Source organism: Thiohalorhabdus sp. Cl-TMA, from assembly GCF_041821045.1.
In the GTDB taxonomy this organism is placed as follows: domain Bacteria; phylum Pseudomonadota; class Gammaproteobacteria; order Thiohalorhabdales; family Thiohalorhabdaceae; genus Thiohalorhabdus; species Thiohalorhabdus methylotropha.
On sequence record NZ_JBGUAW010000001.1, the window covers coordinates 402902 to 420943 of the forward strand.

19 protein-coding genes are annotated in these 18042 nt (G+C 67.0%); 14 read left to right on the forward strand and 5 right to left on the reverse strand.

Annotated features, from left to right (window positions below):
- Positions 1-5 precede the first annotated feature (5 nt).
- Positions 6-890, forward strand: a complete 885-nt coding sequence (locus ACERLL_RS01860; RefSeq protein ID WP_373654356.1) for an AsmA family protein — start codon at positions 6-8, stop codon at positions 888-890.
- A 25-nt stretch (positions 891-915) separates the two neighbouring features.
- Here the strand turns inward: ACERLL_RS01860 and ACERLL_RS01865 are convergent, their stop codons facing one another.
- On the reverse strand, positions 916-1710 hold the full coding sequence (locus ACERLL_RS01865) for a thymidylate synthase (protein WP_373654357.1): 795 nt from the start codon (positions 1708-1710) through the stop codon (positions 916-918).
- Positions 1711-2281: 571 nt separating this feature from the next.
- Between ACERLL_RS01865 and ACERLL_RS01870 the strand changes: the two genes are divergently transcribed.
- On the forward strand, positions 2282-2464 hold the full coding sequence (locus ACERLL_RS01870; RefSeq protein WP_373654358.1) for a hypothetical protein: 183 nt from the start codon (positions 2282-2284) through the stop codon (positions 2462-2464).
- 10 nt (positions 2465-2474) lie between these two features.
- Here the strand turns inward: ACERLL_RS01870 and ACERLL_RS01875 are convergent, their stop codons facing one another.
- The 3 genes from ACERLL_RS01875 to ACERLL_RS01885 all read right to left on the reverse strand — a co-directional run bounded on the left by ACERLL_RS01875 (position 2475) and on the right by ACERLL_RS01885 (position 5516).
- Complete coding sequence (locus tag ACERLL_RS01875) at positions 2475-3326, reverse strand: alpha/beta hydrolase (protein ID WP_373654359.1); 852 nt, start codon at positions 3324-3326, stop codon at positions 2475-2477.
- Between the two features lie 39 nt (positions 3327-3365).
- On the reverse strand, positions 3366-5225 hold the full coding sequence (locus tag ACERLL_RS01880; protein ID WP_373654360.1) for an adenosylcobalamin-dependent ribonucleoside-diphosphate reductase: 1860 nt from the start codon (positions 5223-5225) through the stop codon (positions 3366-3368).
- A gap of 69 nt (positions 5226-5294) precedes the next feature.
- On the reverse strand, positions 5295-5516 hold the full coding sequence (locus tag ACERLL_RS01885; RefSeq protein WP_373654361.1) for a hypothetical protein: 222 nt from the start codon (positions 5514-5516) through the stop codon (positions 5295-5297).
- A gap of 459 nt (positions 5517-5975) precedes the next feature.
- On the opposite strand from ACERLL_RS01885, the gene ACERLL_RS01890 reads away from it, so the two are divergent.
- The 12 genes from ACERLL_RS01890 (at position 5976) to ACERLL_RS01945 (ending at position 15651) form a co-directional block, all read left to right on the forward strand.
- Positions 5976-6830, forward strand: a complete 855-nt coding sequence (locus tag ACERLL_RS01890; RefSeq protein WP_373654362.1) for a ChuX/HutX family heme-like substrate-binding protein — start codon at positions 5976-5978, stop codon at positions 6828-6830.
- Between the two features lie 144 nt (positions 6831-6974).
- A complete protein-coding gene (locus ACERLL_RS01895; RefSeq protein ID WP_373654363.1) occupies positions 6975-8174 on the forward strand; it encodes an EAL and HDOD domain-containing protein in 1200 nt (399 codons plus the stop codon).
- Positions 8175-8213: 39 nt separating this feature from the next.
- Positions 8214-8783: an HPF/RaiA family ribosome-associated protein gene (locus ACERLL_RS01900; protein ID WP_373654364.1), complete on the forward strand. Its 570-nt coding sequence runs from the start codon at positions 8214-8216 to the stop codon at positions 8781-8783.
- Positions 8784-8822: 39 nt separating this feature from the next.
- Positions 8823-9815 (forward strand): aldo/keto reductase, encoded by a 993-nt coding sequence (locus ACERLL_RS01905; RefSeq protein ID WP_373654365.1) that lies wholly within the window; start codon positions 8823-8825, stop codon positions 9813-9815.
- An 81-nt stretch (positions 9816-9896) separates the two neighbouring features.
- Complete coding sequence (locus ACERLL_RS01910; protein ID WP_373654366.1) at positions 9897-10604, forward strand: AzlC family ABC transporter permease; 708 nt, start codon at positions 9897-9899, stop codon at positions 10602-10604.
- A gap of 14 nt (positions 10605-10618) precedes the next feature.
- Positions 10619-10942, forward strand: a complete 324-nt coding sequence (locus ACERLL_RS01915; protein ID WP_373654367.1) for an AzlD domain-containing protein — start codon at positions 10619-10621, stop codon at positions 10940-10942.
- A gap of 380 nt (positions 10943-11322) precedes the next feature.
- Positions 11323-12939, forward strand: coding sequence for a peptide chain release factor 3 (locus tag ACERLL_RS01920; RefSeq protein ID WP_373654368.1), 1617 nt, complete (start codon positions 11323-11325; stop codon positions 12937-12939).
- 20 nt (positions 12940-12959) lie between these two features.
- Complete coding sequence (locus tag ACERLL_RS01925) at positions 12960-13697, forward strand: M48 family metallopeptidase (protein WP_373654369.1); 738 nt, start codon at positions 12960-12962, stop codon at positions 13695-13697.
- Between the two features lie 112 nt (positions 13698-13809).
- Positions 13810-14013: a cold-shock protein gene (locus ACERLL_RS01930; protein ID WP_373654370.1), complete on the forward strand. Its 204-nt coding sequence runs from the start codon at positions 13810-13812 to the stop codon at positions 14011-14013.
- A 275-nt stretch (positions 14014-14288) separates the two neighbouring features.
- Complete coding sequence (locus ACERLL_RS01935) at positions 14289-14492, forward strand: cold-shock protein (protein ID WP_373654371.1); 204 nt, start codon at positions 14289-14291, stop codon at positions 14490-14492.
- A gap of 369 nt (positions 14493-14861) precedes the next feature.
- Positions 14862-15065 (forward strand): cold-shock protein, encoded by a 204-nt coding sequence (locus tag ACERLL_RS01940; RefSeq protein WP_373654372.1) that lies wholly within the window; start codon positions 14862-14864, stop codon positions 15063-15065.
- A 382-nt stretch (positions 15066-15447) separates the two neighbouring features.
- The gene (locus tag ACERLL_RS01945; RefSeq protein ID WP_373654373.1) at positions 15448-15651 is read left to right on the forward strand and encodes a cold-shock protein; all 204 of its coding nucleotides are present in this window, start codon (positions 15448-15450) and stop codon (positions 15649-15651) included.
- A 376-nt stretch (positions 15652-16027) separates the two neighbouring features.
- Here the strand turns inward: ACERLL_RS01945 and typA are convergent, their stop codons facing one another.
- Entirely contained in the window at positions 16028-17842 is a 1815-nt protein-coding gene (typA, locus tag ACERLL_RS01950) for a translational GTPase TypA (RefSeq protein WP_373654374.1), read from the reverse strand.
- Positions 17843-18042: the final 200 nt, after the last annotated feature.

Consider the following 18042-nt stretch of genomic DNA (forward strand, 5'->3'; position numbering starts at 1 on the left):
GCCCGGTGGCACTCGGGGGCGATCTGCGCCTGAACCGCCTCGACTTGGACCCCTATCTGCCCTCCGTACGGGGGCGGGCCGCGGTGCGGGACCTGGCGAAAACGCCGCTGACTCCGGTGAGCCATGCTCGCGAACTCACCGTGGACGGCCGGCTCCGGGTGGATTCGCTGCACCTGCGTGGGGTGCGCGCTCACCACCTCGAGACCCGGCTGCAGGTGGAGAAGGGCCATGTGCGCCTCCATCCCCTGAAGGCGCCTCTGTTCCAGGGTGCTTACCGGGGGGACCTGCGGGTCGATGCCTCCGGGACCGTGCCCCGCCTGACCGTGGATGAGCGGGCCCGCGGTCTCCAGGTGGGCCCGCTGCAACGGGATTTGCTGGGGGAGGTGATGGTCACCGGAACGGCGCGGATGGACCTGGCCCTCCGGGCCCGGGGGCGCACGCTGGGCGATGTGCTCCGGTCCCTGAGCGGCCGCGGGGCCTACGGGCTGGAGGAGGGGGAGGTCATGGGGATGGGGCTGCGCCAACGGGTCCTGGAAGCCGTGAATCCCTTCGGCGACGGGGAAGAAGGCGGGGTCCGCACCTGGATCCATGCGCTGCACGGCTCCCTGGAGATCCGGGAGGGACGGGCATACAGCAACGATCTGGAGGCGCTGGTGGACTTGGTGCACGTGGCGGGACACGGCTACGTGGCCCCGGGGGAGCGCAGGCGCATGGACTATCGCCTCGACATGGCCCTGCGGGGCGAGGCGGAGGGTATTCCGGATCTGGTGGACGGTCTGGTGGTCCCCGTGCGCTTCCACGGGCCGCTGGCGCAGCCCGAGGTGGAGCTCAAGGTGGGGGAGGCCTTGAAAGGCGAATTGGATCCCGACCTGGAGGATTCCGGCAGATGAGCGCGGGGTCCTCCGGGCGTGCCGGTCACACGGCTACCGGCGCTTCGATGCGGCCGTGGCAGTGGTAGCCCTCCAGGACGATGTCGTCGGAGCCGAAGGCGAACAGGTCGTCCACGTCCGGGTTCAGCCATAAGGTGGGCAAGGGAAGCGGCTCGCGGGAAAGCTGCTCGTCCACCGCCTCCAGGTGGTTGCGGTAGATGTGGGTGTCACCCAGCGTGTGAATGAGCTCCCCGGGCCGCAGCCCGGTGACCTGCGCCACCATGTGCGTGAGCAGGGCGTAGGAGGCGATATTGAAGGGCACGCCCAGGAACAGGTCGGCGGAGCGCTGGTAGAGCTGGCAGGACAGCCGGCCCTCCGCCACGTAGAACTGGAACAGCACGTGGCAGGGAGCGAGGGCCATCCGGTCCAGGTCGGCCACGTTCCAGGCGGAGACCAGGTGCCGTCGGCTGTCCGGATCGTTCCGCAGGTCCTCCAGGACCCGGGCGATCTGGTCGATGTGGCGGCTGTCCGGTGCCGGCCAGGAGCGCCACTGGTAGCCGTAGACGGGGCCCAGCTCGCCCTCGGCGTCGGCCCACTCGTCCCAGATGTGGACGTCCTTTTCCTGCAGCTCCGCGGCATTTGTGGATCCGCGCAGGAACCACAGAAGCTCCTCCTTCACCCCGCGAAAGAACAGCCGCTTGGTGGTTACCGCCGGGAATCCCGCCTGGAGATCGAAGCGCATCTGCGCCCCGAAAGTCGAGTAGGTACCCACTCCGGTGCGGTCTTCCTTGGCCACGCCGTACTCGCGAACATGGCGCATGAGGTCAAGGTATGTCTGCATGCGGTCTCCTCTCCTGGGCCTCCCAGGATCGCATACTTGGCCTTTCCCTGCCTGTCATGAATCCGCAAATCCCCCTGTCGACACTGTCGCCGTTTCCAAGCCACGGATCGGCGCGTCTGGCCGCCGGACTCGGGAAAGGCCATGAATTTCTGGAAGGTAGTCGCCCTGTGGCTGGTGGGGTGGACGGGGGCGGTCGCCCTGGTGGTGGGGGCCGCGGCCGGCCACCTGGAAGGCGCCGGCCAGGAAAGCGGCGGAGCGCGGCCCTCCGCCGCGGGACCGGGGAACGGGGAGTGCCCGCCGCCTGGCATGCGCTACGACGACCGCTCCTGCTTCCTCGGCGGACGGATACTCAGGGGGTCGACCGGAGCGTGGAGGGGGACAACAACGGACGGAATCCGGAAGCGGAGCCCCGTTCCCCACCGAGCTGGGGTCACGTGACCAGAATCGGATCGGGGGGCGGCCCCTTCCGGGTGGGATGCCTGGACGTGGACGCCATGGAGACAGCGGCGAACCGGGTCCACCTTCGACTTCGGCGCTCCCTGGTGGGCCGCGGAACGGAACGCCCGGGTTCGTGGCCGAGTCCGGCGAGGACTGGTTCGTGCTTGACGTCCTGGGCTGGGCGCAAGGGGGTAATCATCTTGCGGATCCGCACCTGAAGGGGTCCGCCCCGCTCCAGGCGGATGGCGAATTCCTCGGCGCCCTGGGGAGACGGTTCTGGACCCGGGGATGGACGATGCCGGGCAGTCTGCAGTAACGGAGGGCGGTCACGGAGCGGTTTCCGGGGCCGCAAGCAAATGTGCGGCGAGGAAGGCCTCCCATCCCTCCATGTAAGTGCGCTCGCTCTCCAGGAAGGCGGTGTTGTGCCCGCCCTCGATTTCCAGGAAACGCTTGGGGGACCGGGCCCGCTCGAATACCGTCCGTCCGTGCTCGATGGGAATCACCTCGTCGTCGGGGCTATGAATGACCAGTACCGGACAGGCCGCCTGCGCCACGGCTTCGGCGGTGGGGTAGCGGAAGCGGGCCAGCCAGCGAACCGGGAGAAACGGGTAGATTCGGGCGGCGAGGTCGGGTACCGAGGTAAAGGCGGATTCGAGTACCAGGGCCCCCGGCTGGTGCCGGCTGGCCAGCTCCGCGGCCACCGCCGCGCCCAGCGAGCGCCCGAAGAGCACGATGCGCTCCGGGGAAATGTCCCGCTCCGCCACCAAGTGGTGCCACACCGCTTCGGCGTCCCGGTAGGTGCCCGCCTCGGAGGGCCGGCCGCCGCTCCGGCCGTAGCCCCGGTAATCCACGATCAGGGTGGCCAGTCCCAGCTCGTTGAGGATCCGGAGGGTGTCCACGCGGTGGCCGATGTTTCCCGCATTGCCGTGGAAGAAGGCCACCACGCCGCGCTCCGCTCCGGGGGCGGGAACGAACCAGCCGTCCAGGACCACGCCGTCCCCGGTGGTAAGGGATACGGGCTCGAAATCCAGCCGTATGGCCGCCGGGGTTCGCTCCACCTCCCGGCTCGGCGTGTCGGGGAAATACAGGAGGCGGGACTGGCCGAAATAGACCACGAGCAGCACGGCCCCGTAGGCCAGCAGAAGTACACCCGCCAGGATCAGCAGCGAATCGCTCACCGGGCTCCGGCCTCCCGAGCAGAAAAGAGAAACGTGACGTCAGTCCGGCTCCCGTTCCGGGCTGCAGCAGTGCGGCGCCAGGACGCTGTCCTCCAGTTCCAGGACTGCGCCGCGCTCGGGTGTGGGCCGGTAGGTGGTGCAGCCCTTGAGCCCCAGGTCGTAGGCCCGCTGGTAGAGGTCCTCGAAGGCACCGAAGGGGAAGTCGGCCGGGATGTTGATGGTCTTGGAAATGGAGCTGTCCACCTGCGGCTGCAAGGCCGCCTGCATGGCCAGATGCGCTTGCGGATCCAGCTCGGTGGCGGTGACGAAGGCTTCGGGCAGGGGTGCGTCCTCGCCGCGCTCCCGGCGCCACAGATCGTGGGCGTAGTCCTCCACCGGGTATTCGGTGGTGGTGCCGTCCAGCTCCAGGACATGCCGCCGGAAATGGAAGGCGTAGGCCGGCTCCAGACCGCCGGAAACATTGTTGGCCAGTAGGCTGATGGTGCCCGTGGGCGCGATGGAAGTGAGGTGGCTGTTGCGGATGCCGTACTCGGTGATGCCCGTGCGGATGTCCTCGGGCAGACTCTGGACGAAGGGCGATTGCAGGTACCGCTCCCGTTCCAGAACGGCGCAAGGCCCCTTTTCCCGGGCTAGGTCCACGGAGGCGTGGTAGGCGGCGTGGGTGATGACGCGCATGACCTCCGCGGCCTTTCGCCGGCCCGCCTCGCCGTCGTAGCGCAGACCCAGCATGATGAGGGCGTCCGCCAGTCCAGTAATGCCCAGCCCCAGCCGACGGTTGGCGCGTTCCGTCTCCGCCTGTGCCTCCAGGGGAAAGCGGGAGGCGTCCACCACGTTGTCGAGCATGCGCACCGCAACCGGGACCATATCGCGGATGCCGTCCAAGTCGAGCTCGGCCTGCTCGGAAAAGGGCTTGCCTACGAAGGCGGCCAGGTTCACGGAGCCCAGGTTGCAGGCTCCGTACGGGGGCAGGGGCTCCTCCCCGCAGGGATTGCTGGCGGTGATGTGCTCGCGGTACCAGAGATTGTTCCAGTGGTTGACCCGGTCCACGAACAGCACGCCCGGCTCCGCGGTGTCGTAGGTGGCGCGCATGATGCGCCCCCACAGCTCGCGGGCACCCACCCAGCGCATCACCCGGCAGGGTACCGGCCCTTCGTAACCGGGCCAGTCCCGCTCCAGCAGCTCCTCGGATCCCGCCTCGGGCTCGAGGGCCTCCGCCGGAAAGACCAGGGGCCAGGCGGCATCGTCCCGTACCGCTTCCATGAAGGCGTCGGTAACCTGCACGGAGACATTGAAGCGGGTGAGTCGGCCCGGCTCCCGCTTGGCCTCGACGAATTCCTCGATGTCCGGATGGTCGCAGCGCAGGGTGGCCATCATGGCCCCCCGCCGGGCGCCGGTGGAGAGGATGGTGGAGCAGGTGGCGTCCCAGATGTCCATGAAGGACACCGGGCCCGAGGCAATGGTCCGGGTGTGGCGGGTCATGGTGCCGCGCGGCCGCAGCGTGGAGAAGTCGAAGCCCACGCCGCCGCCCTGCTGCATGGTCAGGGCGCCTTCCTTGAGCGCATCGAAGATGCCGTCCATGGAATCTTCGATGCGCCCCATGACGAAGCAGTTGAACAGGGTGACCCGATGCCCCGTGCCGGCCCCGGCCAGGATCCGGCCGCCGGGGAGGAATCGGAAGCCCTCCAGGGCTTCCCGGAAGCGGGCCGCCCAGGCTGTCCGCTGGTCCGGTGCTTCCATGGCCGCCAGTGCCTCCGCCACCCTCGCCCAGCTTTCCCGTATCCCCGCCTCGCCATCGGAAGCGAAGCCGAACCGGTACTTGGTTCGCCAGATATGGCGGGAGATGTCGGCGACGAAGGGGGTGTCGCCGGTATCCCGGGGCGGGCGGGCCGTCGAGGGCATGAGTGCCTCCTTCAGGGCGTACGGGCCGGATCCCGATGGGGTCGGTGGAGCTGGATCCCGCGGGCCGCGCTAGTCGAGGCCCGTGGAGTCTCCGGGGTCTTCCTCCTCTTCGATCATGGGCTCGTCCCCGAAGAGCTCATCTTCCTGGATCACATCCCCCTCGCTACCAAAATTATCCTCCTCGTCATAGTTGTAGCCTCCGTCCGTCGCGCAGCCTCCCAGGGCCAGCAGGGCGGCGGCAGCCAGCAGGACGGAGAAGCGGTTTTTCCGGTCGTTCCGTTTCAGCAGCATGTTTTGCTCCAGTGGGCTTGGACGGGCTGGGCCGGAGCCCGGCCCGGGGTTTCGTGCTCAGTCTGATTCTCGAACCGTTCATACGGTTGGTCGATCCCGGACGGTCCCCATCGGACATCGGGAAATGCCCGGTCCGGCGTCCCACCCCGCCCGTCCGGCTTTGGTGCTGATTGCCATGTCCGCTAGATATTGCGCTTATGGGACGGGGTGCCGGATACGGAGGCGGCCTGTCCGTCCTAGGGAGATCCCGGTATGGCCTGACAGGGGGACAAGGGGTATCATACCTACATAGATGAGAATGATTCCCAATAGTGTTTCCTATGGGGGACAACCCCCTGGATCGAGATGACGTTGCGTGACGACATGGGCAGGCCGGGATTGCCACAAGGGCGTAATACGTTCCGGATAGGCTGGCAAAGCATGGAAGGCCCCACTACTGGAAAAGGGAGGGGAGCGAGAATGGATTGGACACTACCCGCCGAAACGGCCCGCGCCGAAGAAGCAGCCGCCACGGACGGCGGGAGCCTCACCACCCGCCTGCACGGCGATCCCGCCGCCCTCGCGGAGCAATTGCCCGAGCTGGGACCGGTGACCCTCAAAGCCCAGAACCGCTATGCCAGCCATGCCATTACCGAGGCGCTTTCCCACGCCGAATGGACGGGCAACGCCCTGTGGCTCGGAGGGCGCGAGTCCGCTCTGTGGTTCTATCCTGCCCAGTGGGATTTCGCCGCCGCGGTGACCGAGGGCGGTCCGGCGGGACGTCAGGAGCGCCTGGAGTTCGTGGACCGGACCGGGGAAGCCGGGGTGCGTGCCGAGCTCACGCCTGCCAGTGCGGCCGGGGTTTTCGCCCGTCTGGTCCGCAGTCATCGGGCCCCCAACGTCCGTCGGCCCGTGATTACCGGGCGTGCCACGGCCCCGCTGTTTCCGGGCATCGCCAGGTACGCGGTGGATCCGTCCCTGATACGTGAGCTGTTGGAGACCCTGGCCGACGCCGCCATCGCCGTGCGCATCGAGCTGGGAAATCGGGGTGCCCTGCAGTCCTATACGGGACTGATCGACAATCCGCTCCCCACCCCGGAGGGACTCCTGGTACGCGGTGCCGGTTTCCGGCTCGACCTCAGCCTGGCCGCGGTGGCCAGTGCCTGGGTGGCGGAGATGCATGTCGCCGATGGCCGGGCCCATGTGGTCGATCTGTTCGACGCCGACGGCGGTCGGGTGCTGCGCCTGGCCGGGAAACGGGTGCCGGGCTGCCCCGAGGAGCGCGCCTGGCGGACCCTCGTGGAAGCACTCTCCCCCTGCCGCTTGGCCTCCTAAGTACGGTCCATCCGCCCAGAATTCGCCGCCCGTGGCCCTTCCCCCGGACGCGGGCGGCGCTATATAGTCCTATGAGGAAATTCCCGTATCCCCAACGACCTACTTGATCCGTTTCGCGACCCATAAGGTCAGGATTGCTGATTTATGACCCAGACCTTGATCGCCCGGCAGCCGATTCTGGATGTCCGGCAGAATGTATATGGATATGAAATCCTCTACCGGGATCCCGGCAATCCGGACAGCGCGCCCCGGGGTGCAGCGGACAAGGCCACCTCCTCCGTCCTGGTGGACCTCTTCACTAACCTCGACCTGGACCGTTTCCTGGGCGGTCACCGGCCCTTCATCAACCTCACCAAGAACACCCTGCTGCAGCTTGCCGATCACCCCGTTGGCGTGGGCAGGCTGGTAGTGGAGGTGCTGGAGAACGTGCCGGCGGACGAGGAGGTGGAAGGGGCCATCCGGCGATTGAAGCAGGAAGGGGTGGAGGTGGCCCTGGATGACTTCATGCTGGACACGGAGCATCGCCGGCTCGCGCCCCTGGTGGATTTCATCAAGGTGGATATCCGGGCCTTTTCCCGCGAGCAGCTGAGTGCCCAAGCCAAAGAGCTGGCCGGGATGCCCGCCCGGCTGCTGGCGGAAAAGGTGGAAACGCGGGAAGAATGGGAGTACTGCCGCGAGCTGGGCTTCGAGCTCTTCCAGGGCTTCTTCTTCGCCCGGCCCGTGACTACCCGGCATCGTCGCATCCCCACCAACCGGGCTCAGGTGCTACGCCTTGTTGCGCGCCTGCAGGATCCCCAGGTAGGGGTGGAGGAGCTGGCGGATCTGGTCAGCCAGGACGTGACCCTGAGCTATCGGCTCCTGCGGTTGATCAACTCCGCCTATTTCCCCATCCGGGAAGAGGTGGAGACCATCCGGCGGGCCGCGGTCCTGCTCGGGATCCAGGGCCTGCGGACCTGGGTGACCTGGATCGCCCTGTCCCGGTTCGACGACAAGCCGGCGGAGCTGCGGGTGGTTACCCTGACCCGGGCGCGGATGTGCGGCCTCCTGGCCGAGGAGGCGGGGCTAGCCGAGGACCAAGGCTTCCTGGTGGGACTCTTCTCCACGCTCGATGCATTGATGGATACCTCCATGACCGAGGTCCTGGCCCATCTTCCGCTGGCCGAGACCGTGCGGGACGCCCTGATCGACCGTGCCGGGCCCGCGGGTGCACTGCTGAATACCGTGGAGGCCCACGAGCGCGGGGATTGGCTGCTCCTGGAGCAGGCCGGCTGGGAGCCGGGGCGGCTGGCCGACGCCTACGTGGAAGCCACGGAGTGGGCCGAGGAGCTAAACGCCACCGTCTAGGCGGCAAGACCGCCGTTTCGCCAGAAGAGGAGGCGAGGGATGCAGATTCCTCCTGAAGTGACCTTTCGCGGAATGGACCATTCCGATGCAATGGAGAACAAGATCCGGGAGCGCGCCCAGAAGCTGGAGCGCTTCTACGATCGGATCATGAGCTGCCGGGTGGTGGTGGAGGCCCCCCATCGCAATCACTACAAGGGCAAGATCTACCATGTGAGCCTGGACGTGACCGTCCCGGGGAGCGAGCTGGTGGTCAACCGGGACCCCGGCGCCAACCATGCCCACGAGGATCCGTACGTGGCCATCCGCGACGCCTTCGAGGCCATGGAGCGCAAGCTGGAGGCGCATGCCAACAAGCAGCGCCGCGAGGTGAAGAATCACCAGCCCGAAGAGGGTTACGCCCGGGTGACCCTGATCCATCCGGACCAGGATTTCGGCATGCTGGAGTCCATCGACGGGCGCAGCATCTACTTCCATCGCCATGCCGTGAAAAACCAGCCCTTGGAGGAAATCCGTTCCGGGGACGAGGTCCGGTTCCTGGAGGAGATGGGCGAAGAGGGCCCCCAGGCCATCATGGTGCGGGTCATCGGTGAGGAGCATCCGGAGAAATAGGGCATCGGGCATCACGCCACCGGATAGAGGAGTGAGGCAGTGGAGCGTACAGTCATCCCCGGCACCGAGATCGCGGTTTCCCGTGTCGGATTGGGCACGTGGGCCATCGGCGGCTGGATGTGGGGGGGCACCGACGAGGAGGAGTCCATCCGCACCATCCACGCCGCCTTCGAGCAGGGTATCGACCTGGTGGATACTGCCCCGGTATACGGCTTCGGCCGCTCCGAGGAGATCGTCGGCAAGGCCCTGGAGCAGTGGGGCCGCCGCGAGGAGCTGGTGGTGGCCACCAAGGTGGGCCTGGAATGGGATGACCGCGAGAACATCCGGCGGAATGCCACGGCCGACCGGATCCGCAAGGAGGTGGACGACTCGCTGCGCCGGCTGCGTACCGAGTATATCGACCTCTATCAGGTCCACTGGCCCGACCCGCTGGTGGCGCCGGAGGAAACGGCGGAGGCCCTGTACGGGCTTTTGGAGGCGGGAAAGATCCGCGCCATCGGCGTGAGCAATTTCTCCCCGGAGCAGATGGACGCCTTCCGCCGGGAGGCGCCCCTGCACACCAACCAGCCGCCCTACAACCTGTTCGAGCGGGAGATCGAGGCGGACGTGCTGCCCTACTGCCGGGACCAGGGCATCGGCCTGGTCACTTACGGGGCCCTGTGCCGCGGTCTACTGTCCGGCAAGATGCGGCCGGATTCCACCTTCGAGGGCGACGATCTGCGTAATGTGGATCCCAAGTTCCAGGCGCCCCGCTACGAGCAGTATCTGGCGGCCGTGGAGCGGCTGGACGACTTCGCGCGCCGGAACTTCGGCGTCGGCGTCCTGGAGCTGGCGGTGCGCTGGCTGCTGGACCGGCCCGGCGTGACGACCGCGCTGTGGGGTGGCCGCCACCCCGATCAGCACCAGCGCCTGGCCAACGTGCTCGGCTGGTCCCTGGACGAGGATGCCATGGAGCGGATCGATGCCATTATCCGCGAAACCGTGACGGATCCCGTGGGGCCGGAGTTCATGGCGCCGCCGGCGCGGGGCTGAGCCCCGGGCCCGTGCGGGAACGGGACATCGCGTACTTGGGCCGGCTCCCGGCCGTTTCCCTCCGAACCGCAGGAAATTCCCATGGCCCAGCCAGCCAGGCCCTTCTGGGAGGGGGTGCGTGACGTGGCCCCCCTGCTCCCCGGTGTGCTGCCCTTCGCCGTGATCACCGGCGCCACCGCCCTGGAGGCCGGCCTTTCCCCGGAGACGGCGGTAGCCATGGCGGTGGGCATCTTCGCGGGGGCGTCGCAGCTGGCCACCGTGCAGCTGGTGGAAGCGGGGGCGGTGCCCTGGGTGGTCGTCGCCACCGCCCTGCTCATCAACCTGCGCTTCGTCATGTACAGCGCCTCCCTGGCGCCGCATCTCGCCCATATGCCGCCGCTGCGACGCTGGCCGTTGGCCTATCTCCTCACCGATCAGGCCTATGCCCTGAGCATGGCGCGCTTCCACCACCGTCCGGGGGAGCCGGACGGCCACAAGCCGTGGTATTACCTGGGCACCGCGGTGACCATGTGGATCGCTTGGCTGATGGGCAATCTGGGCGGTATCGCCTTCGGCGGCCGGGTCCCCGCAGGGCTCTCCCTGCAGTTCGCCATCCCGCTGACCTTCCTGGCCCTGCTGGTGCCCCTACTGCGGGACCGGCCCACGGTGGTGGCCGCGGTTGTGGGTGGGGCCGTGGCGGTGGCGGGAGCCGGGCTACCCTTCAATCTGGGCCTCGTGCTCGGGGGTGTTTCCGGGATCTGCGCCGCGCTCCTGGCCGAAAATCTGCGGCCGGATCCTTCCGCCTCCTGAGCCCCGAGGCCCCCATGGCGAGCGGCACTCTGGCCCTGATCATCCTGGTAATCGGCCTCGGCACCTTCCTCGAGCGCCTGTCCTTCATTCATCTCTCCGACCGGCTGGTGATTCCGACGATCCTGCGGCGGGCCCTGCACTATGTGCCCGCGGCGGTGCTGGCCGCACTGGTGGCGCCCGCCGTGCTCCGCCCCTCGGAGGCGGCGGCCGTGCCGCCGGAGAACTGGCGCCCGGTGGCGGCGCTGGCGGCTGCTCTGCTCGCCTGGCGCACCCGCAACATGCTCCTGACCCTGGCCGGGGGGATGGCCTGCCTTTGGCTCCTGGAGTGGCTGTTCTGATACGGCTTGCCCCGGCGCGCCGCATCCTTTACTGTAAATGTAAATTGTTCTCATTTACATGAAGGAGCGTTCCATGACCATCGCCCGCCGTCCGCGTCAGCCCCGCCGCTCGGAGGATGCCCTGCTTGCCCTGCTCGGCCGTGAGGAGATGGCCTTCACCTTCCTGCGCCGCTTCCTGGGCTAGCGCGGGAAGTCGGCCGGGAAACCGGGGCGGGCGGCGGAGGTCGGAGTGCCGTGGGGAACGGCCGGGACATGCCCGGCCGGTGTCGTTTATACTTCCGGGGCTGTTCCTCGCGCTCCCGCGTTGCGCCGCGGGCCGGGGAGCCGCGGAGGCAGAACACCAGCCTTCCCATTTCTCCGGACGCCGACCCAAGATCCCAATGACGGACATCACCAAAGAAGTCGATCGCCGCCGCACCTTCGCTATCATCTCCCACCCCGACGCGGGCAAGACCACCCTGACCGAGAAGCTCCTGCTCTACGGGGGCGCGATTCAGCTCGCCGGCACGGTCAAGGGGCGCAAGGCCGAGCGCCATGCCACCTCCGACTGGATGGCCATGGAGAAGGACCGCGGCATCTCTGTGACCTCCACGGTCATGCAGTTCCCCTACCGGGAGCGCATCGTCAACCTGCTCGATACCCCGGGCCACGGCGACTTCTCCGAGGATACCTACCGTACCCTCACCGCGGTGGACTCCGCCCTCATGGTGATCGACGCCGCCAAGGGCGTGGAGGAGCGCACCAAGAAGCTCATGGAGGTGTGCCGCCTGCGCGCCACGCCCATCATGACCTTCATGAACAAGCTGGACCGCGAGGGCCGCGATCCGGTGGAGCTCATGGACGAGGTGGAGGAGGTGCTCGGCATCCGCTGCGCCCCGGTGACCTGGCCCATCGGCATGGGCCAGCGCTTCAAGGGGGTGTTCCACCTGCTCCAGGACCGGGTGCACCTGTTCCCCGCCGGTACCGAGCGGGTCACCGAGGGCGAGATCATCGAGGGCCTGGACAATCCGCGCCTCGACGAAGTGCTGGGCGACCAGGCCGCCGAGCTGCGCGACGAGGTGGAGCTGGTGGGTGCCGCCAGCCATGAGTTCGACGCCGAGGCCTACCGGCGCGGCGAGCTCACGCCGGTGTTCTTCGGCTCGGCCATCAACAACTTCGGGGTGGAAGAGCTGCTCGACGAGTTCGTGGCGCACGCCCCGCCGCCGCTTGCCCGTCCCGCGACGGTGGCGTCCGGTAAGGACGCCGATCCGGCCGAGGGGGAGGGGCGCACGGTGGACCCCGCCGAGGAAAAGCTCACCGGCTTCGTGTTCAAGATCCAGGCGAACATGGATCCGAACCACCGCGACCGCATCGCCTTCATGCGCGTCTGCTCGGGGGTCTTCCGCAAGGGCATGAAGGTCCACCAGGTACGCACCGGCAAGGACCAGAAGGTCTCCAATCCGCTGATCTTCCTGGCGAGTGACCGCGAGGGCGTGGAAGAGGCCTATCCCGGCGACATCGTCGGCCTGCCCAATCACGGCACCATCCGCATCGGCGACACCTTCAGCGAGGGCGAGAAGCTCAAGTTCACGGGCATCCCCAACTTCGCCCCGGAGCTGTTCCGCCGCGTGGTCCTGAACGATCCCATGAAGAACAAGGCGCTGAACAAGGGCCTGGAGCAGCTCACCGAGGAGGGGGCCACCCAGCTCTTCCGGCCCTTGATCAACAACGACCTGATTTTGGGTGCCGTGGGCCAGCTCCAGTTCGACGTGGTGGCCGCCCGGCTCAAGGACGAGTACGGCGTGGATGCCCGCTTCGAGGGGGTGAACGTCTCCACCGCCCGCTGGGTGGAAAGCGACGACCCCCGCAAGCTGGAGCAGTTCGAGAGCCGGGTGGAGGAAAACCTGGCCCGGGACGGCGGCGGTGATCTGGCCTACCTCGCCCCCACCAAGATCAACCTCGACCTCGCCATGGAGCGCTGGCCCGATATCGAGTTCCGCGCCACGCGCGAGCACTGACTCCCGGCGCAGGGGATCGCATGGGGGAGCAGCCCGAATACACGGTGCGGGTAAGCCAGCGGGCCAAGCGGGCCCGCCTGAGCGTCTCCCCAGCGGGGCGCGTGGAGGTGGTGATACCCAAGGGGGTGTCCCGCCGGGAGGCGGACGCGCTGGTTGCGGCCAACCGGGAATGGCTGGAGCGTGCCCTGAAACGGGTCCGGAGTCGGCAGGCGGAGCGGCCGGACCTGCATGCGGGGTTGCCGGAGCGAATCCATCTGGCCGCCCTGGGGCGCGGCTGGTCCGTGGAATACGCGGAGTCCGGCGATGGGAAGTCTCGGGTCCGGGAGCGGAACGGGGACGGGCTCCGAGTGCACGCCCCGGATCGGGCGGCGGCGCGCTCGGCGCTCTGCACTTGGCTCCACCGCACCGCCAAGAGCCATCTGCCGGGGTGGCTGCAGGAGGTGGCGGAGCCCCATGGACTGCGCCCAGCCCGGGTAACCATCCGCTGCCAGGCCACCCGATGGGGAAGCTGTTCCGCCAAGGGGGCCGTCAGCCTGAACCGGAACCTGCTGTTCCTGGAGCCGGAGCTGGTGCGCTACCTTTTCCTCCACGAGCTTGCCCATACCGTTCACCTGAACCATTCGCCCGCCTTCTGGGAACTGGTGGGACGGATGGAGCCCGCCTACCAGGCCCTGGACCGGGGCCTGCGCGAGGCCACCGCCCGGGTCCCCGCCTGGGCCCTGCCGGACCGTCTCCTGCCCGCGGATTTTCTCGATTAGGGAACCAACGCGCCGATTCGGCTTCTAAATGTCGTTAGCCCGGAAGGGCCGGGTGAGGCGCAAGGGCCCGTCGGGGGCCCGCGTCGGTATTTTCTTTCTGTAGAGGTTGTAGATGCGTACCGGTACCGTGAAGTGGTTCAACGACGCCAAGGGCTTCGGGTTCATCGCCCCCGAGGACGGCGGCGACGACGTGTTCGTCCATTACTCCGCCGTTCAGGCCGAAGGCTTCAAGTCCCTGGCCGAGGGCCAGCACGTCTCCTTCGAGAGCGAGACCGGCCCCAAGGGCCCCAAGGCGACTCGTGTAGTGGTCGAATAAGCTCCCCCGCAGCACGTTCAGCAGGGCCCCGCTCACCGGCGGGGCCCTGCTGTCTTCGGTCTGTCCTTCCGGCGCGCTTCCTATTATTTCGTGATGCCCCTACGGCTTTTCTCCATCCGCAAAAAAGCTATTGCAGAACAATGTAAGAAGCGTACACTCGGGAGGTGTAGTCTTACTCCGAGGCGACGGGGGATTTCTGGTTTTCGCACGTAGTGCGCCGTATTCCTGAATTGCGCCTAGGGGTCATCTTTTCGTTTTTTTTGTCGAGGTGTCTAATGCGTAGTGGTAATGTGAAGTGGTTTAACGATGCCAAGGGTTTCGGGTTCATCGCCCCCGAGGACGGTGGTGACGACGTGTTCGTCCACTACTCCGCCATCCAGGGCGACGGATTCCGGACCCTGGCCGAGGGCCAGAACGTCTCCTTCGAGAGCGAGACCGGCCCCAAAGGCCCCAAGGCCACTAACGTCGTCGGCCAGTAAGTCCCCCGGCTCAGACAACGTTAAGGCCCCGCCGACCCGGCGGGGCTTTTTTGTGCGCTGCCCCCTGGGGAATGCCGTTGCCGTTTTGCGTTTTGTCTTCTATAGCCTGCCGGAGGTGTCTGGCGGCATACAGAAGGGAAAGGCCTGGCTTCGGAGATCCGGGAGAATTGACTCCTCGCACCCATATATCCCTCTTTTAAACAAAGTAAAGAGAGTTGGCGGTGTGCCTCAGGAGGCGTACACTAAATTCAGGTATCGTGTTTGGACGTGCGTCCGGGTTGGAGGTCCTTGGGGTCCGCCGCCCGCTGGTCCTGGACAAGGACAGCACTGAAGAGCACTTTCTTTTCGCTTAATCTGTCGAGGTGTCTCATGCGTAGCGGTACTGTTAAGTGGTTCAACGACGCCAAGGGCTTCGGGTTCATCGCCCCCGAGGACGGCGGCGACGACGTGTTCGTCCACTATTCCGCCATCCAGGGCGACGGGTTCCGGACCCTGGCCGAGGGCCAGAACGTCTCCTTCGAGAGCGAGACCGGCCCCAAGGGCCCCAAGGCCACCAACGTCGTCGGCCAGTAAGTCCCCCGGCTCAGACAACGTTGAAGCCCCGCCGATTCGGCGGGGCTTTTTTGCGTCCATGGTACCGGATGGATGTCCGGAGGTGCGTCGGAGCGGACCATGGCTTCCCGGCGTGTCCGGGATAGTGACTAGGGGATATCCCCAATGCGGGCCGCAATCACCCTGGCGCGCCCGGTATCCGGGCGCATGTCTTCCCGTGGCACCGCTTTTCTCGCGTTTCGGGGGGTTTGGCTGCCGGGAGAAAGGGGTTTACACTCGCAAGAAGGTGTGGTGCTCGGTCGTGCATCGGGGCCGGAGGTCCTTGGGGTCCGCCGCCCGCTGGTCCTGGACAAGGGCAGCACTGAAGAGCACTTTCTTTTCGCTTAATCTGTCGAGGTGTCTCATGCGTAGCGGTACTGTTAAGTGGTTCAACGACGCCAAGGGCTTCGGGTTCATTGCCCCCGAGGACGGCGGCGACGACGTGTTCGTCCACTATTCCGCCATCCAGGGCGACGGGTTCCGGACCCTGGCCGAGGGCCAGAACGTCTCCTTCGAGAGCGAGACCGGCCCCAAGGGCCCCAAGGCCACCAACGTGGTCGCCGAATAGGTTCCCCCGTATTCGGTTCCGCGCCCCGCCCTTCCGGGCGGGGCGTTTTTTCGCCCCTCCTTAGCCGCATTCCTCCCCGTCGCTTCGTATCGAAAAACCAGCGGTTGGGCCCCGGATGCCTGCATCGGCGCTCTGGGGCCGCGCTACAAGTCCGGGGGAGCATGCCGGGCCAAACGCCGAGAAGTGCCCTCGATCCCGGTCGGCTGCCCTTGAGAAGATGCACCGGCCCCGCCACTCGGCGGATGGGGCCAAGTGGGCACCGCGATGCTTCGCAATGGACGGGGATGTGGAGGTGGAAGGGTCCGAACGGCAAGGAAGCGTGTCCCGGAGTCCGGACGGCGCGAAGGCACGCCGTCCATTCCGGGGGTGGTAGGGCTCAGCCGGCGCGACCGGCCTTCTTGCGCTCGGTCTCGGTGAGCAGCTTCTTGCGCAGCCGGATGGACTCCGGGGTCACCTCCACCAGCTCATCGTCGTCGATGAACTCCAGGGCCTCCTCCAGTGAGGGCTTCTCCGGCGGCACCAGGATGACGTTCTCATCGGACCCGGCGGCCCGGACGTTGGTGAGCTGCTTGCCCTTGAAGGGGTTCACGGTGAGGTCGTTGTCGCGCACGTGGCGGCCGACGATCTGACCCTCGTAGCAGTCCTCGCCGGGGCCGACGAACATGGCGCCGCGGTCCTGCAGGTTGAACAGGGCGTATTCCACGGTCTTGCCCGTGCTCATGCTGATGAGCACGCCGTTCACCCGTCGGCCGTAGTCGCCGGGCTTCACCGCGCCGTAGTGATCGAAGACGTGGAACATGAGGCCTTCACCGGAGGTGGCGGTGAGGAACTCGCTTCGGAAGCCGATCAGGCCGCGGGCCGGGATCTCGTAGTCCAGCCGCACCCGGCCCTTGCCGTCGGGCGCCATGTCCTTGAGCTCGCCGCCGCGCTCGCCGACCTTCTCCATAACCGTGCCCTGATGGTCCTCGGGCACATCCACGGTTAGATGCTCGTAGGGCTCCTCCTTGGCGCCCTCGATCTCGCGGATTACCACCTCTGGCCGGGAAACCGCCAGCTCGTAGCCCTCGCGGCGCATGGTCTCGATGAGCGTGGCCAGGTGCAGCTCGCCGCGGCCGGAGACCCGGAACTTCTCCGCGTCCTCGGTCTGCTCCACGCGGAGGGCGACGTTGTGCACCAGCTCCTGATCCAACCGGTCCTTGATCTGGCGGCTGGTGACGTATTTGCCCTCGCGGCCGGCGAAGGGCGACTTGTTCACAAGGAAGTTCATGGACACCGTGGGCTCGTCCACGGTGAGTGCCGGAAGCGGCTCCACCTCGGACGGATCGCAGAGGGTGTCGGAGATGCTCAGCGGGTCGATGCCCGTGAAGGAGATGATATCGCCGGCGGAGGCCTCCTCCACCTCGATCTTTTCCAGGCCGCGGAAGCCGAACACCTGGCTGATCTTGCCGCTGCGGGTCTCGCCGTGGCGATCGATGATGGAGACCTGCTGGTTCTTGCGGGCGGTGCCGCGTGTCACCCGGCCCACGCCGATGACGCCGGTGAACTTGTTGTAGTCCAGGGCGCTCACCTGGAGCTGGAAGGGGGCGTCGGGATCCACGTCGGGCACGGCCACGTTGTCCACGATGGCCTGGAACAGTGGGCTCATGTCGCCCTCGCGGGCCTCCGAGCTCTCGGAGGCGTAGCCCTCCAGCGCCGAGCAGTAGACCACCGGGAAGTCCAGCTGGTCGTCGCTTGCGCCCAGGTTGTCGAACAGATCGAAGGTCTGGTCCACCACCCAGTCGGGCCGCGATCCGGGGCGGTCCACCTTGTTCACCACGACGATGGGCTGCAGCCCCCGGGCCAGGGCCTTCTCGGTTACGAAGCGAGTCTGGGGCATGGGCCCATCCACCGCGTCCACCAGCAAGAGCACCGAGTCCACCATGGACAGCACCCGTTCCACCTCGCCGCCGAAGTCGGCGTGGCCGGGGGTGTCCACGATGTTGATGCGGTAGCCCTCCCAGTCGATGGCCGTGTTCTTGGAGAGGATGGTGATGCCCCGTTCCTTCTCCAGGTCCGTGCTGTCCATGATGCGCTCGGCCTCGGGGGCCCGCTCGTCAAGGGTGCCGGACTGCTGCAGTAGGCGGTCCACGAGGGTGGTCTTGCCGTGGTCAACGTGGGCGATGATGGCGATGTTGCGCAGATTCTCGATCACGAAGGTCTATCCGTCACGATGGGTGTTGCGGGTTCTCGGGCCCGGGAAACGGGATAGGATAACGCGTTTCGGCCCGTTTCGCCCAAACTTCGGAATCTTCTTGGGGGAAAAGTACCGCGGAGGCTCCCCCGCTCCGGGGGGCTCGGTTCGGTGAACCGGCGAGCCCTTGCGGTGTCGGGGTGCGCTTCCTGGTGCCCAGT

Coding starts and splice junctions, on each gene's coding strand:
- ACERLL_RS01915 (WP_373654367.1), top strand. CDS start 10,619: ATGGCGAGCGGCACTCTGGCCCTGATCATCCTGGTAATCGGCCTCGGC.
- ACERLL_RS01925 (WP_373654369.1), top strand. CDS start 12,960: ATGGGGGAGCAGCCCGAATACACGGTGCGGGTAAGCCAGCGGGCCAAG.
- ACERLL_RS01890 (WP_373654362.1), top strand. CDS start 5,976: ATGGATTGGACACTACCCGCCGAAACGGCCCGCGCCGAAGAAGCAGCC.
- ACERLL_RS01920 (WP_373654368.1), top strand. CDS start 11,323: ATGACGGACATCACCAAAGAAGTCGATCGCCGCCGCACCTTCGCTATC.
- ACERLL_RS01910 (WP_373654366.1), top strand. CDS start 9,897: ATGGCCCAGCCAGCCAGGCCCTTCTGGGAGGGGGTGCGTGACGTGGCC.
- ACERLL_RS01930 (WP_373654370.1), top strand. CDS start 13,810: ATGCGTACCGGTACCGTGAAGTGGTTCAACGACGCCAAGGGCTTCGGG.
- ACERLL_RS01895 (WP_373654363.1), top strand. CDS start 6,975: ATGACCCAGACCTTGATCGCCCGGCAGCCGATTCTGGATGTCCGGCAG.
- ACERLL_RS01940 (WP_373654372.1), top strand. CDS start 14,862: ATGCGTAGCGGTACTGTTAAGTGGTTCAACGACGCCAAGGGCTTCGGG.
- ACERLL_RS01885 (WP_373654361.1), bottom strand. CDS start 5,516: ATGCTGCTGAAACGGAACGACCGGAAAAACCGCTTCTCCGTCCTGCTG.
- ACERLL_RS01945 (WP_373654373.1), top strand. CDS start 15,448: ATGCGTAGCGGTACTGTTAAGTGGTTCAACGACGCCAAGGGCTTCGGG.
- ACERLL_RS01880 (WP_373654360.1), bottom strand. CDS start 5,225: ATGCCCTCGACGGCCCGCCCGCCCCGGGATACCGGCGACACCCCCTTC.
- ACERLL_RS01935 (WP_373654371.1), top strand. CDS start 14,289: ATGCGTAGTGGTAATGTGAAGTGGTTTAACGATGCCAAGGGTTTCGGG.
- ACERLL_RS01865 (WP_373654357.1), bottom strand. CDS start 1,710: ATGCAGACATACCTTGACCTCATGCGCCATGTTCGCGAGTACGGCGTG.
- ACERLL_RS01900 (WP_373654364.1), top strand. CDS start 8,214: ATGCAGATTCCTCCTGAAGTGACCTTTCGCGGAATGGACCATTCCGAT.